General features: G+C 67.7%; 15 protein-coding genes. 5 read left to right on the top strand and 10 right to left on the bottom strand.

The window, feature by feature from the left end:
* Positions 1–55: 55 nt before the first annotated feature.
* On the bottom strand, positions 56–667 hold the full coding sequence (locus tag ACFXK0_RS03070; RefSeq protein WP_379408020.1) for a PIN domain-containing protein: 612 nt from the start codon (positions 665–667) through the stop codon (positions 56–58).
* 48 nt (positions 668–715) lie between these two features.
* Entirely contained in the window at positions 716–1,168 is a 453-nt protein-coding gene (locus ACFXK0_RS03065) for a helix-turn-helix domain-containing protein (protein WP_379408019.1), read from the bottom strand.
* A 281-nt stretch (positions 1,169–1,449) separates the two neighbouring features.
* Here ACFXK0_RS03065 and ACFXK0_RS03060 point away from each other — a divergent pair, with 281 nt between their 5' ends.
* Complete coding sequence (locus tag ACFXK0_RS03060; protein ID WP_379408018.1) at positions 1,450–2,142, top strand: PadR family transcriptional regulator; 693 nt, start codon at positions 1,450–1,452, stop codon at positions 2,140–2,142.
* A 36-nt stretch (positions 2,143–2,178) separates the two neighbouring features.
* Entirely contained in the window at positions 2,179–3,651 is a 1,473-nt protein-coding gene (locus ACFXK0_RS03055) for a DHA2 family efflux MFS transporter permease subunit (protein ID WP_379408017.1), read from the top strand.
* A gap of 62 nt (positions 3,652–3,713) precedes the next feature.
* On the opposite strand, the gene ACFXK0_RS03050 is transcribed toward ACFXK0_RS03055, so the two are convergent.
* Positions 3,714–4,337, bottom strand: a complete 624-nt coding sequence (locus ACFXK0_RS03050; protein ID WP_379408016.1) for a Uma2 family endonuclease — start codon at positions 4,335–4,337, stop codon at positions 3,714–3,716.
* 82 nt (positions 4,338–4,419) lie between these two features.
* Positions 4,420–6,147, bottom strand: coding sequence for a molybdopterin-dependent oxidoreductase (locus ACFXK0_RS03045; protein ID WP_379408015.1), 1,728 nt, complete (start codon positions 6,145–6,147; stop codon positions 4,420–4,422).
* A 117-nt stretch (positions 6,148–6,264) separates the two neighbouring features.
* Here ACFXK0_RS03045 and ACFXK0_RS03040 point away from each other — a divergent pair, with 117 nt between their 5' ends.
* The gene (locus ACFXK0_RS03040) at positions 6,265–6,693 is read left to right on the top strand and encodes a hypothetical protein (RefSeq protein ID WP_379408013.1); all 429 of its coding nucleotides are present in this window, start codon (positions 6,265–6,267) and stop codon (positions 6,691–6,693) included.
* Between the two features lie 167 nt (positions 6,694–6,860).
* On the opposite strand, the gene ACFXK0_RS03035 is transcribed toward ACFXK0_RS03040, so the two are convergent.
* The gene (locus ACFXK0_RS03035; protein ID WP_379408012.1) at positions 6,861–7,541 is read right to left on the bottom strand and encodes a hypothetical protein; all 681 of its coding nucleotides are present in this window, start codon (positions 7,539–7,541) and stop codon (positions 6,861–6,863) included.
* 89 nt (positions 7,542–7,630) lie between these two features.
* Here ACFXK0_RS03035 and ACFXK0_RS03030 point away from each other — a divergent pair, with 89 nt between their 5' ends.
* Positions 7,631–8,341, top strand: coding sequence for a cutinase family protein (locus tag ACFXK0_RS03030; protein ID WP_379408011.1), 711 nt, complete (start codon positions 7,631–7,633; stop codon positions 8,339–8,341).
* Between the two features lie 189 nt (positions 8,342–8,530).
* Here ACFXK0_RS03030 and ACFXK0_RS03025 read toward each other — a convergent pair whose 3' ends face one another.
* The 4 genes from ACFXK0_RS03025 to ACFXK0_RS03010 form a co-directional block, all read right to left on the bottom strand.
* Positions 8,531–10,327: an AMP-dependent synthetase/ligase gene (locus ACFXK0_RS03025; RefSeq protein ID WP_379408010.1), complete on the bottom strand. Its 1,797-nt coding sequence runs from the start codon at positions 10,325–10,327 to the stop codon at positions 8,531–8,533.
* 93 nt (positions 10,328–10,420) lie between these two features.
* Entirely contained in the window at positions 10,421–11,374 is a 954-nt protein-coding gene (locus ACFXK0_RS03020) for an alpha/beta hydrolase (protein WP_379408008.1), read from the bottom strand.
* Between the two features lie 2 nt (positions 11,375–11,376).
* Entirely contained in the window at positions 11,377–12,210 is an 834-nt protein-coding gene (locus ACFXK0_RS03015; protein ID WP_379408007.1) for an SDR family NAD(P)-dependent oxidoreductase, read from the bottom strand.
* Positions 12,207–13,748 carry a flavin-containing monooxygenase gene (locus ACFXK0_RS03010; RefSeq protein WP_379408005.1) on the bottom strand — a complete coding sequence of 514 codons (1,542 nt, stop codon included), beginning with the start codon at positions 13,746–13,748 and terminating at the stop codon, positions 12,207–12,209. Before ACFXK0_RS03010 ends, ACFXK0_RS03015 begins: the two co-directional genes overlap by 4 nt.
* 67 nt (positions 13,749–13,815) lie before the next feature.
* Between ACFXK0_RS03010 and ACFXK0_RS03005 the strand changes: the two genes are divergently transcribed.
* Positions 13,816–14,451, top strand: coding sequence for a TetR/AcrR family transcriptional regulator (locus tag ACFXK0_RS03005; RefSeq protein ID WP_379408075.1), 636 nt, complete (start codon positions 13,816–13,818; stop codon positions 14,449–14,451).
* On the opposite strand, the gene ACFXK0_RS03000 is transcribed toward ACFXK0_RS03005, so the two are convergent.
* Positions 14,440–15,627, bottom strand: a complete 1,188-nt coding sequence (locus ACFXK0_RS03000) for a hypothetical protein (protein ID WP_379408004.1) — start codon at positions 15,625–15,627, stop codon at positions 14,440–14,442. The two genes, ACFXK0_RS03005 and ACFXK0_RS03000, sit on opposite strands and share 12 nt — an antisense overlap.
* Positions 15,628–15,650 lie beyond the last annotated feature (23 nt).

Below are 15,650 nucleotides of genomic sequence, written 5' to 3'. Positions count from 1 at the left end.
CACCGGACATCCGAGTTGCCGATCTGCAGAAAGGCCCCAGCTCAACGAGTCGGGATCACGGTTGCTGCGCGAGAATTCTGCCTACGTCCAGGGTCTGTAGGTGCTGACGTACACGCTCGGCGAAACCGTCGGCGCCCGCTGTGCGCAATGCTTCGGGTAGCGCTTTGCCTTTGCGTCCGACCCAATAGACGAGTTGTTCCTGCGTCACTTCGCGAACGAGGGTGGGTTTCGAGTCATCGATGAGTTGGAAGAACGCATCGGCGTTGTAGACCTCGTAGCTGAGGTCGTCGATCCCCTCGAACTGGAAGTCGTCACGGTTGGCTGTCAGCACGATATCGGCATCCGCGTGGACTGCCGCACTGTGTACGTGCGCGTCGAAGACGTCGGGGTAGGCGAGACTCCGGTCGATCGTGTATCCGGAGATCTGGCTGTGATCACCGAAGGTTTCGATCATGGTTCGGCGTATTCCGCCGACCTGCTGTTCGGCGAGGAAGGGGTTGTTCTTGCGCAGGTGGTACAGCGCCTCGGCCATGATGTCTTCGGTCCAGTAGACCTGGAACATCCCGTTACCTCCGCGCAAGTAGAGCAAGCAGAGCCAGTCACGTAGCGTGCGCGAGTAGAAGATGTTGGCATCCACCAGAACTCGCTGCACCTGCCTGCCGCCCATGGCGGCCATCGTATCGGGCGCGGGCAGGCCGGCAGCGGGAGTATCCCGTCAGTCCGTGACGCCCCATTCTTCTTCCAGTGCGCGCAGTTCGTCGAAAGCCGCACTCTGCCGGGCCAACTGGGCGCGCCGGTAGTCGATGACGTCTCGGCTGAGCAAACGGGTGTGCGCACCGACCTTGTGCGACGGAATCTTTTGCTCCCTGACCAGTTTCATCAGCGTGGGGCGGGAGATGTTCAGCATCTGGGCGGCCACCGTCGTGGTCACCTCCGCGGGGATGCTGCCGACGGTCACCGTGCAGCCACGGCCGACGAGGTCGACGAGTTGCAGAATCATCGACGTCAGTTCCGCTGGCACTGTGAGGTGTGTTTCGGGCGCCCCGTGCACGTGCACGGACAGTGTCGGCGAGGCGTCGCCCAGGAAGTCGCGAACAAGACCGGCTTGCTCGACCTCGCGCGTGGTTACCGATACCGTCGCGCGATCACCGCGGAGCAGCGGATCCATGGTCCTCTCCTTCGGTTCGACTGCCGGCTTGGTACATGTACGACCCTATCCACCTTCACTTACATCTACAACTTTTTTCGGTTACAAGTGAAGCGTCGACTGGCCTGCTCGCCCCACTACCCAGTCCGATTAGGTCTCGGGCGCGGGCAGGCCGGTAGCCGGCCCGATCCGCCGTGTGGAAGTCCACTCTTGCCTCTCGCTGTCCCACTCCGTATATTCCTACTGGAATATTTGGTCCGGAACAGTGACCTGCGCGGTGGCGCGGGAGTGGAGGTGATGTGGTGGGGCAGGCTGGGCGGGGGGTGATGTCGCCGTTGGCGATCGCGGTGCTCGCGTTGCTGGACGAGCGGCCGATGCATCCGTACGAGATGTATCAAATGCTGGTCGCGCGGCGGGAGGATCTGCTGATCAAAGTGCGGCCGGGGTCGCTGTATCACGCGGTGGCGCGGCTGGCCGACGACGCGATGGTCGCGGCGGAGGGGACCGAGCGGGCGGGAAATCGGCCGGAGCGCACGACCTACCGGATCACCGAGGCAGGCCGCGACGCGCTGCGCGGGCGCATCGCCGAACTGCTCGGTACGCCGGTGCGCGAGTACCCGATCTTCCGGCTGGCGCTCGCCGAGGCGCACAGCCTGCCGCGCGAACAGGTCGTCGCGCTGCTCGGCGAGCGCCTCGGGCATCTGGCGAGCGAACTCGCCGATCTCGACGCCCTGCTCGACTGGACCGTCCAGCAGGCCATGCCGCGCCGGTATTGCCTTGTCCTGGAATACATTCGCACCACCCTGCACGCCGAATTCACCTGGATCGAGCAGTTCGCCGCCGAACTGGGCAGTGGTGCCGTCGAGTGGGAGGAATTCGACCCGGTCACCGGCGAACGCATCGTCGCCTGCGACAGCACCGAACACGACTGGCCGAGCCGGGAACCTCCCGCCGCGCCACGACCCCGCTGGGCGGGCAGTCCCGTCCGCGGCTGATATCCGCGTTCATTTTCTCGATAGGAACCGAATTCGATGACTACCCAACGTAATCCGTGGCTAGCGCTGTTCGCGCTGGTCGTCGGGTTCTTCATGATCCTGCTGGACATGACGATCGTCGCGGTCGCCAACCCGGCGATCATGACCGAGCTGGACACCGACATCTCCAACGTCATCTGGGTCACCAGCGCCTACCTGCTGACCTACGCGGTGCCGTTGCTGGTCACCGGCCGCCTCGGCGACAAGTTCGGGCCGAAGAACATCTACCTGATCGGCCTGGCGATCTTCACCGCAGCGTCGCTGTGGTGTGGCCTGTCGGGCAGCATCGGCATGCTGATCGCGGCCCGCGCCGCCCAGGGCATCGGCGCGGCGCTGATGACACCGCAGACGATGGCCGTGATCACCCGCACCTTCGCGCCGGACAAGCGTGGCGCGGCGATGGGCCTGTGGGGCGGCGTGGCCGGCCTCGCGACGCTGGTCGGCCCGATCCTGGGCGGCGTGCTGGTCGACAATCTCGGCTGGGAATGGATCTTCTTCGTCAATGTCCCGGTCGGCATCATCGCGTTCGGCCTGGCCGTGTGGCTGGTGCCGGCGCTGCCGACCAGCGATCACAAGTTCGACATCGTCGGCGTGGTGCTCAGCGGTGTCGGCATGCTGGCGCTGGTGTTCGGCATCCAGGAGGGCAACACCCAGGACTGGTCGCTGCGGATCTGGCTGCTCATCGGGTTCGGTGTGGTGATGCTGGTGGCGTTCGTGATCAACCAGGCCCGCAACACCGGCGAACCGCTGGTGCCGCTGAGCCTGTTCCGCGACCGCAATTTCGCGCTGTCGAATGTGGGCATCGCGGCGATGGGCGCGGCGACCACCTCGGTGATGGTGCCCTCCTACTTCTATCTGCAGTCCGTGCGGGAGATGTCGCCGACCACCTCGGCGCTGGTGTTCGCGCCGATGGCGCTGGTCACCGGCTTCACCGCGCCGTTCATCGGCCGCTTCTCCGACCGGCTGCCGCCCCGGCTGGTGCCGACCATCGGCTTCACCCTGTTCGCCGGTTCGGTGTTCGCCTTCGCCGCGTTGATGAAGCCGGAGTCGCCGATCATCTGGTTCCTGGTCGCGGCGGGTGTCGCCGGTTTCGCCAATGCCTGCATCTGGGCGCCGCTGGCCTCGATCGCCACGCACAATCTGCCGATCGCGCAGGCCGGTGCCGGCGCGGGTGTCTACAACACCACCCGCCAGGTCGGCGCGGTGCTCGGTAGTGCCGCGATCAGCGCGCTGATCGCCGCCCGCCTCACCGCCAACGGGCTCGGCGACGGCGGACCGGTCGGCGAAGGCACCGCGACCGGCCCGCTCCCACCGCAGATCCTCGACGAGTTCAGCACCTCGCTGGGCCAGTCGATGATTCTGCCCGCCGCCATCCTGCTCCTCGGCGTCGTCGCCTCGTTCCTGTTCGTCGGCCACACCAAGTCGTCCGCGGCGAAGCCCGAACGCGCGAAAGCCGACGCCGGGGTCTGACCTGCGCACCCGCTCCGCCCGCCGCGCCTCGTGTGTGGCGGTCGGGGGCGTCGCGCGCAGTGCTATCGCACCAAGTCGCTGAGTCGACTCCAATCGATCTGACAACGTACTGGCAGTTCCACCGTCGATTCGGTGTCGGCGGGCTGGAGCTCGAGATGGGGGATGTACTGGCCGAGGACATGATCGAGAACGAAGATCTTGATCATGCTGACGTTGTTGTCGGCTACCCATACCAGCCAGTACCAAGGGATACCCGCCAGCGCGTATTCGGTCTTCTTGTCGGCGATATCGACCATTTCGGTTCCGGGTGAGACCACCTCGATCGCGACCTTCACCAGCGGCGCGGGAAGTGGCCGCAGGTCGTTCGGGGCGCAGTCGAACAGCGCGATGTCGGGGCGCCGGATGGTGGCACGAGGGAACTCCCACAACACCACGTCGAAGTCGGTATCGACATCCAGGCAGCCGCCGTACTGGTTGACGTGAGCGAGCGCCGCGGCTTCGATCAGATCGGCCAGCCGTCGCGCTGCCTTCTGATGCGCGCGATTCGGCGATTCGGCGCGGACGATGTCGCCGTTGACCACCTCGACTTGGCGGCAGTAGTCCTGCGGCAGTTTGCGCCAGATCTCCACGGTCACCGGCTCAGGCTGCAGGTTGTCGCTGGTCGCCCAGTCGAAGATGGCGGACACGTGCGCTCCTTGGTTGTGCTGACTTGTGCACGAACAACCACCATCTTGCCAGGTAGTCGCCTTGCGTCTGCCTGCAACTTCGCTACTGGACCACCACTGTCAAGGTGGGGTAGCCGGTGGCTCCGTCGGGGACGACGTCTTGTTCGACGGCGGTCTGGGGGCCGTTGGGGTCGAGGGCGCGGGCGCGGATCGTGTGCTGGCCTGCGGTGGCGTCCCAGTCGTAGGCCCATTGGCGCCAGGTGTCGGTGCTGACCTCGGTGGACAGGCGGGCGGGGCGCCAGTCGCCGTTGTCGATCTGGACTTCGACGGCGGTGACGCCGCGGTGCTGGGCCCAGGCGACGCCCGCGATCACGGTGCGGCCCTGCGGGATCCGGCCGCGGCCGCGTGGAGTGTCGATGCGGGTGCCGGTCTTGATCGGGCCGCGCGCCGACCAGCCGCGCCGGGTCCAGTAGGCGGTGGCCCGGTCGAAGCGGGTGAGTTCGAGTTCGGTGACCCACTTGGTGGCCGAGACATAACCGTAGAGGCCGGGGACGACCAGGCGCGCGGGGTAGCCGTGCCGCACCGGCAGCGGTTCACCGTTCATGCCGATGGCGAGCAGGGCGTCGCGGCCGTCGGTGAGGGCCGACAGGGGAGTGCCCGCCGTCCAGCCGTCGGCGCTGCGCGAGAGCACCATGTCGGCGTCGGGTAGCGGGCGCGCCTCGGCGAGCAGTTCGTCGAGGCGGTAGCCGAGCCAGCGGGCATTGCCGATCAGGTCGCCGCCGACGGGGTTGGAGACACAGGCCAGCGTGACCAGGGTTTCCACCGGCGTGCGGCGCAGCAGGTCGTCCCAGCTGATCCGGATCTCCTGCTCGACCATGCCGTGAATGCGCAGCGACCACGACGCTGTGGAGACCTGGGGCAGAGTCAGCGCGGTGTCGATCCGGTAGAACTCGCTGTTGGGGGTCAGATACGGGGTGAGTCCGGGCAGCCGCAGGTCGGCGTTCGGCGGCAATTCGGGCAACGGTGTCGCGGGACGGGGCAATTCGACCGTTGCTCGCTCGGCTGTCACATCCCCGCGCGCACCACTGAGCAGCCGCCCCGCCAGCCCGGCGCCGATCGCCATCACCCCGGTCGCCGCGATCCCACCGAGCACCCGCCGCCGTCCGGGGCCGGGTGCCGAACTGTCCGCCGTCGCGCGATCGCCCGCCGCGCTGCTGTCGGGCTGCGCCGCCATTCCGCCGTCCCCGACCGCTGCCTTGTCGACCTGGCTCGCCGTCCCGTCGGCTTGGCCCGCAGTGCCGTCGGGATCACCTGCTGCAGCATCGAATTTGGCCGCGGTGGTTCCGAATTCGCCGCGCGATGTCGACCCGACGGCCGTCCGCGTCTTCTGGGTGACGGGTTCTTGCGCCGGGGTGTCGCCGATCCGGCGGGTCAGCGCGCGCAAGGCGCAAATTCCCGCGGCCGTGCCGAACAAGGCGGGGAGCGCGCCGGTGAATTCGCCGGTGCGGCCCGCGCCGATGACAGCGGCGAGCACCCCGAGAATTGCGAAGGTGATCGAGCCGATCGGGCGGGTGACGCGTTCGAGCAGACCGGCGAATCCGGCGACAACCGCCGCGACCAGGCCCATACAGACGAACAGCACCGCTTTGTCGTTGGTGCCGAAGGTGGAGATCGCCCACTCGCGGACACCGTCGGGCGTGTGGTCGACGACGGTCGCGCCCAGCGCGTAGGCGGGCGCGCTGTCCACCCCCGTGAACGCGGCGACCATTTCCGCGACCCCGAGAACCAGCCCGGCCGCCACGATTCCGGCCGCTACCCGCGCATACACCATGCGTCGAGCCTACGTCTCTGCGGTACGGCGAGCGGTGACCGATTCGTGACGCCCGAACCACAGTCGAATACCGGCCAGCAAAACTACGATGCGTAGTAGAAGAGACAGGAGGCTCCCATGCCCGAGACCACCACCCCTTCGGATACCGCGCTGCGGATCACCACCGCGGTCTTCGCCGTCGCGCTCCTCGTCCACGGCGGTGACCATCTGCGTCGCGGCCTCGATGTCTGCTCCGCACTGGTCAACGCGCTCGGCACCCTCCAGATGCTGTTCGCGGTGCTGACCATCGCGCTGGTGTTCCGCCGGCACAGCGCCGCGCCGCTGGCCGCCACCCTCGTCGGTTTCGGCAGCGCCATCGGCTTCACCCTCGTACACGTGCTGCCTGACTGGTTCGGCCCGCTCAGCGACAGCTTCGTCAACGCGCCGCCGCAGGCCCGCGTCACCGGGTTCTCCTGGTTCGCCGCCCTGTTCGAGATCGCCGCCGACCTCGCGATCGGCATCGCGGGCCTCTACACGCTGCGTGCCAGGCAAGCCGTCACGGTCTGAGGAAAGGCCCAGCGGTGAAGTCCGAGGCTCGCTCGGTCGGTACCGCGAGCACCCCGAGAGTTGCGAAGGTGATCGAGCCGATCGGCCGGGTGACGCGTTCGAGCAGACCGGCGAATCCGGCGACAACCGCTGCGACCAGGCCCATGCAGACGAACAGCGCAGCGGGGTCAGTTCTGGCACACCGGCCACAGGGCGGCTGGGTCGCAGCGGTCCGGGCAGGCGAGCAGGTAGACCTGGTTGCCGAGGAACAGGCCCTCGTCGATGGCATCGCGGCGGATCGACGGATCGAGGCCAGGATCGGCGAACTTCCGGAACGGGAAATCCTCGCTGACCTGGCACAGGAAGACCATCTCGGCGCCGCACGCGCACCGGTGCTCCTCGGCGTCCTGCACCCAGCTGGGCGCGCCGCCGATCTTGAAGCCCTGGAGCGGTCCTTCGAATCCGGGTTCGTCATCGTAGTCCGTCGCCGCCGTCAGCGTCAGGCGACGTGGCGTGAAGTACGGATCCGCTGCCTGGTGGGCAATCCCCGTGCGTTGCAGCAGAATCCGCCAACCATGCGGTTCGTTCGCGGGCAGGGTGTCCCAATACCGTTCGGGCAGTGGGGTGCCGGGCATCGGAGCACAGTCGCCCTCGGCCGGACAGCAGAACACCAGCAGTTGATCACCACCGAAATGCGGTACCGAGCCGGGTATCCCGACCTGGAAGTACAGCGCGAGCGCGCTGCCGCACCCACACATCGGCCAGTCCTGGCCAGCATCGAGCACCGGCCAACCGCCGATCGAATCGCGATCCCCGCGCTCGGCCGGCTCCGCCCCGGCGCTGATGAGGTACGTCGTCTTGTCCGTCATGATGTTCTCCTCCCACGCCGGACTCTAGTCGGCGACAGGCGAGAGCCGGCGACGCGGCCGTATCGAGCACGGTCGGTAGTCTGCCCGGCATGACAGCACGCACGCTTCCCCGATTCGTGTCTGCAGCTCTCCTGGCAGCCGCGATTCCGTTGGTAACGCCCACGCAGCAGGCCACAGCGGCCCCCTGCTCCGATATCGAAGTCGTCTTCGCCCGCGGCACCGCCGAGCCCGGTGGCGGACTCGGTCTCACCGGCACCTCCTTCGTCGAGGCGTTGAAGGTGAAGGCCGAGGGTCGCTCGGTCGGTGCGTACGGCGTCGACTACCCGGCCAGCAGCGACTTCACCGACCGCATCGCCTTCGCGCACACCGTCGTACGCGGCATCGATGACGCGCAGCGCCGCGTCGAATACCTCGCCGCGAACTGCCCCGCCAGCCGGATCGTGCTGGGCGGCTACTCCCAGGGCGCCGCACTGGCCGGCTTCGCCACCGGCACCAGCGTCCCCGACGGCGTCCCGACCGAGTACCAGTCCTACCTGCCCGCGTCGATGCCCCCCGAGGTCGCCGAGCATGTCGCCGCCGTCGCCCTCTTCGGTAAACCGTCGAACCGCTTCATGTCCGATGCAGGCGCCCCCGCCGTCGAGGTCGGCGCCCCGTATGCCGACAAAACCATCGACCTGTGCATCCCCGCCGACACCATCTGCGACGGCTCCCCCCTCGGCCAGCCCAACGCCCTGCACACCCTGTACAGCCTGAACGGAATGACCCTCACCGCAGCCGAATTCGCGATCCAGCGCCTCTAACAGCAAACAGCAGAAAGGCCGGCTGCGATATCCCGCAACCGGCCTTTCTCACAAGCACACAACCCAACAACTACGGGTTTTCGGCCGCCTCGCTCCCGAGGGGCGAGACGTAACGGCGAAGCCGGAGTATCGCCCCTCGGGAGTGAGGCCCAAGGGGCCGAAAACCCCGCGGCGCCAGCCGCCAAAAATTCAGCTGTAGATCTTGTTGACGTCTGCCTCGTACTGCTTCATGACGACGGCGCGCTTGAGCGACATCTTCGGGGTGAGTTCGCCACCCTCCTGGGTCCAGTCGACCGGGAGGATACGGATCTTCTTGATCGCCTCGGCCTTGGAGACCTTCTTGTTGGTCTCGTCGATCGCGGCCTGCACCTCGGCGACCAGCGTCGGGTTCTCGATGAGGGTCTCGATCGCGGTGTCGGCGGCGACGCCGTTGCGCTCCTTCCAGCCCGGCAGTGCCTCCGGGTCGAGGGTGATGAGCGCGCCGATGAACGGCTGCCCGTCACCGACGACCATGACCTGGCTGATCAGCGGGTGCGCGCGCAGGGAGTCCTCGAGCACGGCGGGGGAGACGTTCTTGCCGCCCGCGGTGACCAGGATTTCCTTCTTGCGGCCGGTGATGGTGACGAAACCGTCTTCGTCGATGGCGCCCAGGTCACCGGTCTTGAACCAGCCGTCTTCGAACGCTTCGTCGGTGGCTTCGGCGTTGCCCCAGTAGCCGTCGAACACGACCGAGCCCTTGAGCAGCAGTTCGCCGTCTTCGGCGATCTTGGCCGCGTGGCCCTGGATCGGGCGACCGACCGAGCCGACGCGAATGGCCGACGGGGTGTTCACGGTGAACGCGGCGGTGGTCTCGGTCAGGCCGTAGCCCTCGTAGATGGTGACGCCGACGCCACGGAAGAAGTGGCCCAGGCGCGCGCCGAGGGGGCCGCCGCCGGAGACCGCGGCGATGCACTGGCCGCCGAGGGCCGCGCGCAGCTTGCCGTAGACCAGCTTGTCGAAGACGAAGTGCTTGAGCTTGAGGACCAGGTCCGGGCCGCCCTTGGTCTGCAGCGCCTCGCTGTAGGCGATGGCGGTCTCGGCCGCGGCGTCGAAGATCTTGCCCTTGCCGCCGTCGTGCGCCTTCTGCTTGGCGGAGTTGAACACCTTCTCGAACACGCGCGGCACCGAGAGGATGAAGTCCGGCTTGAAGTCGCCGAACTGCTCGACCAGGGTGGTCCAGTCGGCGGTGTGGCGGATGGTCACCTTGGAGTCGAAGGCGATCAGCGCGACCGCGCGGGCGAACACGTGCGCCAGCGGCAGGAACAGCAGGGTCTTGCTGCCCTCGGCGACGAAGGCGCTCAGCTCGATGCCGCCGGAGCGGGATTCGGCGTAGAGGTTCGCGTGGGTGAGCTGCACGCCCTTGGGGCGGCCGGTGGTGCCCGAGGTGTAGATCAGGGTGGCCGGGGAGGCCGCGCCGACCTGCTTGCGGCGCGCGTGCACGACCTCGTCGTCCAGGTCGGCACCACGCTTGGTGAGCTCGTCGATCGCGCCCTTGTCGATCTGCAGGGTCTCGGCGAGCGCGGGCAGCGCGCCGTCCTCGATCTCGGCGATCGTGGCGCGGTGCTTGTCGTTCTCGACCACGAGCAGCTTGGTCTCGGAGTCCTGCAGGATCCATTTGGCCTGCTCGGCGGCCGAGCTGTCGTAGATCGCGACGGTCACGCCACCGGCGGCCCAGATCGCGAAGTCCAGCAGCGTCCACTCGTAACGGGTGGAGGCCATGATGGCGACCCGGTCGCCCAGTTCGATGCCTGCGGCGATCAGGCCCTTGGCCACGCCGGTGACGGCCTTCTCGAACTGTGCCGCCGTGACGTCGTTCCAGCCGCCGCTGCCGTTCGGAACGTTGAACAACACCGTGTTCGGCGCTTCCTTACCGAAGCGGAAGACGTTGTCGGAATTGTTCGCATCGTCCGGGATGGTGTAGGAAGCCGGAACTTCGAACTCTCGCATCTGTGCCCTTCCAGGTGGGTTCTACTCGCCAGTAATCTACGACACTCTCGCGCGGGTCGCGATATCGCCGCCCGAATTGCCCATCAGCAGGCTTTATCGTAAATCGTCTATCGACACCGGCTGAATTGCTTCACGCAGGAACTCCGCGAGTTCGCTGAGAGCCATCGCGGCCTCGGTGACCAGCGCGGCCTGCAGTTGCGCGACGTGCCAGAGGCCGCGGGTTTCGGTGAAGCGGACGTGCACGCCCGCGCCACGCAGGGCTGAGACGAGCCGGCGGCACTGATCGTGCAGGAGTTCGCTCACGTCGACCTGCACGTAGGTGGGCGGCAGGCCGATCAGGTTGCCGAGCAGCGGGGCGTAGCCCGGCTCGGTGACGGCGGCGTCGCCCAGGTAGTGGGCGGCGCACGCCTGCGACCACGCCCGGTTGATCACCAGGTCGCGGTCCTTGGCCGGTGGCTGGGTGGGATCGACCCAGGGGGCGATCAGGCCCAGCGCGGCGGGGGTCATGGCGTGGCGCTCGAGCAGGCGCTGGGCCAGCGCCAGCGCCAGTCCACCGCCCGCCGAGTCACCGGCCAGGCAGATCTGCTCGGGCCGGTAGCCGACATTGTCGACCAGTTCCAGGAACGCGGCCTCGGCGTCGTCGAGGCCGGCCGGGAACGGGTGCTCGGGGGCCAGCCGGTAGTCCAGCGAGTACACCGCGCAGGAGCTCTCCCTGGCCAGATGCGCGACCAGCGAGCGGTGCGTGGTCAGCGAACCGACCACGTAACCGCCGCCGTGCAGGTACAGGATCGCGCCCGCCGCGCGCTCGGGCGGGACCGCGCGGGTACGCGAACCCGAAATCGCGGTCTCGGCGATGATCCGCTCGGCCGCTCGCCCGCCCAGCTGCAGGTGCTGCACGATCGTGCCCTCGGGCATCAGCTGGAACACCGAGCCCGCGTCGAGCAGGGCGCGCTGCACCGCGACCGGCAGCCGGGCATTGAGCGTCAACCGGAAGACCGGGCCGAGCACCGCGCGGGCGATCGGCAGCGGAATCGTGAACTCGCGCATGGTCAGTGCGGCATGAAGCGGCCGTTGACCACGGCCGAGATCCGGTTGTAGCCCGAGGCCAGCAGGCGCACGCTCGCATCGAGCACCTTGGCCTCCCAGCCGATCAGCACGCGCGCGTGACCCTTGCGCACACCCTCGGTGATGGTCTGCGCGGCCATCTCCGGGCTGTGGATGGCCAGGTACTTGTCGAACAGCGACGCGGTGTTGGCACCGTCGATGCCCTCGGCGTAGGTGGCGTTGCGGGCGACGGCGGTCTTGATGCCGCCGGGGTGCACGCAGGTGACCTTGACCGGGGTGTTGGAGATCTTCATCTCCTGGTAGAGCGCCTCGGTGAAGCCGCGCACCGCGAACTTGGCCGAGTTGTAGGCCGCCTGGCCGGGCACGGTGACCAGGCCGAACAGCGAGGACACGTTGACGACGTGGCCGTCGCCGGACTCGATCAGCATCGGCAGGAACGCCTTGGTGCCGTTGACGACGCCCCAGAAGTCGACGTCCATGATGCGTTCGATGTCTTTGAAATCGGTCTTGACGACATCGCCGTGGTAGGCGATACCGGCGTTGTTGTAGACCTGGTGCACGACGCCGAAGTGCGCCTTCACCGAGTCCGCGTACAGCAGGAACGACTCGCGCTCGGCGACATTGAGCCGGTCGGCCTTGACCTGCGCGCCGAGCCCCTCGACGATGCGCACGGTCTCGGCCAGGCCCTCGGCGTCGATGTCGGACAGCGCCAGCTTGGCGCCGCGGCGAGCCAGGTTCTCGGCCAGCGCCCGGCCGATGCCGGAGCCCGCGCCGGTGATCACACAGACTTTGTTCGTGAAGTAAGCATCTTTGCTCACTGTGCTGCCACCACTTTCAGTTCGGTGTCGGAGTCGGTCGAGGTGGTCGTGTTGTAGGCCGCGACGTCGAAGTTCTTGGTCAGCCTACGGAATTGGAAGGTGAAGTCGGGCCACAGTGTGGTGTTGTTGCCGTGCTTGTCCAGGTACCAGCTGGCGCAGCCGCCGTTCATCCACACGCTGTCGGCCATCTTGTCCTGCAACTCGGCGTTGTACACGCGCACCGCTTCGGGGCTGACCTCGACGGTCTTCAGGTTCTTGTTGTCGATGGTGGCCAGCGCGTCGGCGACGTAGTTGATCTGCGATTCGATCATGAACACCATCGAGGTGTGGCCCAGGCCGACGTTCGGGCCGAGCAGGAAGAACATGTTCGGGAAGTTCTCGATGGCCGAGCCCTTGTAGCCGCGCTGGCCGACCTCGTCGAACTGCTCGGACAGGGTCTGCCCGGTGCGCCCGACAATGGTCTCGAAGGCGGGGGAGTCGGTGACGTGGAAGCCGGTGGCCACGATCAGTGCGTCGATCTCGCGCTCGGTGCCGTCCTTGGTCACGATCGAGCCCGCCTTGACCTCGGCGATGCCGTTGGTGACCACTTCGACATTGTCGCGGTCGATGGCCGGGTAGTACTCGTTGGAGATCAGCATGCGCTTGCAGCCGATCCGGTAATCCGGGGTGACCAGGGCGCGCTTGACCGGGTCGCGGACCTCGGCGAGCAGCTTGCCGCGCGAGATCGTCTCGAAGATCTTCATCAGCGCGGGGTACTTGGCCAGGCCGATCACCTGGGTCTCGCGGGCGGCGTAGATGGCCGCGCGCGAGAGGCGCTGCACGCCGGGGATGTACTTGAACGCCAGGCGCTCGGGCAGCAGGTACGGGCGGTCCACGCGCGGTAGCAGCCAGGGGGCGGTGCGCTGGTAGAGGTCGAGGTGGGCGACCTTGCTCGCGATGGCGGGCACGATCTGGATGGCCGAGGCGCCGGTGCCGATCACCGCGACGCGCTTGCCGGTCAGGTCGACGTCGTGGTCCCAGCGGGCCGAGTGGAAGATCTCGCCGGCGAAGTCGTTGATGCCCTTGATATCGGGTAGCGAGGGTTCGCAGAGAGCGCCGACCGCGGAGACGACGGTGTCGGCGGTGAACTCGCCCTTGCTGGTGGTGATGTCCCAGCGGGTGGTCTCGGCGTTCCAGCGCATACCGAGCACATCGCAGCCGAACAGGTGCTTGTCGAGCACATCGTTGCGCTCGGCGACGCCGCGGATGTAGGCCTGGATCTCGCCCTGCTTGGAGAACGAGCGCGACCAGTCGGGGTTCGGCGCGAAAGAGTACGAGTACAGGTGTGATGGCACGTCGCAGGCGGCACCGGGGTAGGTGTTGTCGCGCCAGGTGCCGCCGACATCGCTGCCGCGCTCGAGCACGAGGAAATCGTCATGACCCTGCTGATGCAGGCGGATGGCCATGCCGAGGCCCGCGAACCCGCTGCCGACGATGATCGTCTTGATGTGGCGGGCAGCGCTGCGGTCGACAACTTTGTCTGTAACCTTGCGACTCATGTACAGCAGCGTACGGTCCTATTGAGTCGGAGTCAATAGTTATTGAATGAAGTTCAGTAGCGCTACGATGGGCGGCGTGACCATCAGGACTTCGGGCGAGACCAAGCGCATCCGGCTCAGCCCGGAGGAGCGTCGGCTGCAGCTGATCACTCTCGGCGCCGAGATGCTGGTCGAGCGTTCGCTCGAAGACATCGCGGTCGACGACATCGCCAAGCAGGCAGGCATCTCGCGCGGGTTGCTGTTCCACTACTTCGCGTCCAAGCAGGAGTTCCACGAGGCCATCGCCCGGCACGTGATCGAGGAGTTCTACGCCGCGATCGCCCCGAATCGGGAACTGTCACTGTTCGACATGCTGCGCGACTCGATCGACCGCTTCGTCGACTACGTCACCGAGCATTCGGCGTCCTACCGTTCGGTGCTGCGCGGCCCGGCCAGCATCACCCCGGAGATGTCGGGCTACGTCGACAGCACCAGGGCCACCATCGCCGACCTCATCGTCAGCGAGCTGCCGCTGCCGCCCAGCGACCCGGACCTGGCCCGGCTCACCCTCGCCATCCGTGGCTGGATCGCCTTCGTCGAGGAGACCATCCTCACCTGGATGCTCGAAAAGCCGGTAACCCGTGAGCAATTGGTCGAGCTGCTGGTCGAGTCGCTGCCCGCGCTGGCGCTGAGCCCGGCGCTGATCGCCGCGCTACAGAACTGAGCGGCGGGCCGTCACCTGGAGCACCAGGACGGCCAGGCAGGCCAGCGCCGCGACGATCACCACGACGGTGAGCGACGGCGAGTTCCAGAACACCAGGATCAGCGCCGCGACCAAGGCGACGGCCCAGCTCAGGCGCCGCGAATTCGCCGCGGCGAAACGGGATCCCGCGCCGCCGCGCCCGAGCAGCGCGGTGATCCGGGTCCGCAGCGCGGTCGCCGGGCGGGACGGGCCCGCCAGGATCGCGACGATCACCAGGACGGCGCCATAGGCGGCGATGCGGCGCAGGCTGCCGCGCACCGGGTCGGCGACGGTGTCGAAGAGCAGTTCGGCCACGTCCGGGCGCAACGGGACCTCGGACAGATAGCGGGCGCGGCCGATCGCGATCGCGACCGCCAGCAGCGCCATGGCGCCGACGAGAATGCCGCCGTGCAGCACCACCGCGCGGCGGCGCAGGCCACGCGGGGCGATCACGATGGCCGCGATCGCGGTGAGCAGGGCGAGGATCGGCAGCAGGTCGGCGGCGCGGTCGAGCAGGCGCGTCCACCGCTGGGCCTGCGCGATCCGCGGATCCCGCAGGACGACGATCTCGGCCTGCACCGTGGGCAATGCGTCGGTGACGGTGAAGCCGCGCTCGTGCAGCCGCGCCTGCACCGCGGCCACCACCTGGTCGAGCGGGACGCGTACGGTGCCCTCGTCGTCGACGGTCAGTGGGCCTGAACCGGTCAGCGCGCCTGCCACGGCCGTGTGCGCGCCGCGGTTGGCGGCGGTCCACAGTTCGGCGAATCGGTCGCTGCGCACGACCGATTCGGTCGTTTCGCGCACCAGGTCCTCGGTTTGGCTGCTGAGCAGCAGCGGCAGACTGTTCAGGGCGGCGCGCAGTCGCGGCGTGTCCTCGGCGCGGTCGCCGGCGAGGGCGTCGGTGAGGTCGGTGGTCAGGCGTTCGATATCGATCCGGTCGACGATCGCGGTGGTGACCCGGTCGGTGACCGCGTCCTGGATGGCTGGTTCGGCGGCCAGTGGACCCACCGTCGCGACATAGCTGTCGGTGTCGAGCAGGTCGGAGCGGAGGTAGCGGGCCAGGATCGACGCGACGACGAGCACGCCGGTGAGCAGCAGGAGCAGGACCGTCGCGGTGAACCGGAGCCGGCTCGCGCGCGGGGATCGTTCGGCGCCCATCTGCCCTCCTCGTCGGCAGTGCT

The organism is Nocardia sp. NPDC059177, assembly GCF_042755165.1.
GTDB lineage: Bacteria > Actinomycetota > Actinomycetes > Mycobacteriales > Mycobacteriaceae > Nocardia.
The sequence above is the reverse complement of the archived record's forward strand: the minus strand, read 5'-3'. Positions and strand labels throughout refer to the sequence as shown.

What these genes read in the sequence shown, in the direction of transcription:
- ACFXK0_RS03040 (WP_379408013.1), top strand. Translation starts at nt 6,265, where the DNA reads ATGCCCGAGACCACCACCCCTTCGGATACCGCGCTGCGGATCACCACC.
- ACFXK0_RS03005 (WP_379408075.1), top strand. Translation starts at nt 13,816, where the DNA reads ATGGGCGGCGTGACCATCAGGACTTCGGGCGAGACCAAGCGCATCCGG.
- ACFXK0_RS03030 (WP_379408011.1), top strand. Translation starts at nt 7,631, where the DNA reads ATGACAGCACGCACGCTTCCCCGATTCGTGTCTGCAGCTCTCCTGGCA.
- ACFXK0_RS03025 (WP_379408010.1), bottom strand. Translation starts at nt 10,327, where the DNA reads ATGCGAGAGTTCGAAGTTCCGGCTTCCTACACCATCCCGGACGATGCG.
- ACFXK0_RS03045 (WP_379408015.1), bottom strand. Translation starts at nt 6,147, where the DNA reads ATGGTGTATGCGCGGGTAGCGGCCGGAATCGTGGCGGCCGGGCTGGTT.
- ACFXK0_RS03065 (WP_379408019.1), bottom strand. Translation starts at nt 1,168, where the DNA reads ATGGATCCGCTGCTCCGCGGTGATCGCGCGACGGTATCGGTAACCACG.
- ACFXK0_RS03000 (WP_379408004.1), bottom strand. Translation starts at nt 15,627, where the DNA reads ATGGGCGCCGAACGATCCCCGCGCGCGAGCCGGCTCCGGTTCACCGCG.
- ACFXK0_RS03020 (WP_379408008.1), bottom strand. Translation starts at nt 11,374, where the DNA reads ATGCGCGAGTTCACGATTCCGCTGCCGATCGCCCGCGCGGTGCTCGGC.
- ACFXK0_RS03035 (WP_379408012.1), bottom strand. Translation starts at nt 7,541, where the DNA reads ATGACGGACAAGACGACGTACCTCATCAGCGCCGGGGCGGAGCCGGCC.
- ACFXK0_RS03010 (WP_379408005.1), bottom strand. Translation starts at nt 13,748, where the DNA reads ATGAGTCGCAAGGTTACAGACAAAGTTGTCGACCGCAGCGCTGCCCGC.
- ACFXK0_RS03070 (WP_379408020.1), bottom strand. Translation starts at nt 667, where the DNA reads ATGGGCGGCAGGCAGGTGCAGCGAGTTCTGGTGGATGCCAACATCTTC.
- ACFXK0_RS03055 (WP_379408017.1), top strand. Translation starts at nt 2,179, where the DNA reads ATGACTACCCAACGTAATCCGTGGCTAGCGCTGTTCGCGCTGGTCGTC.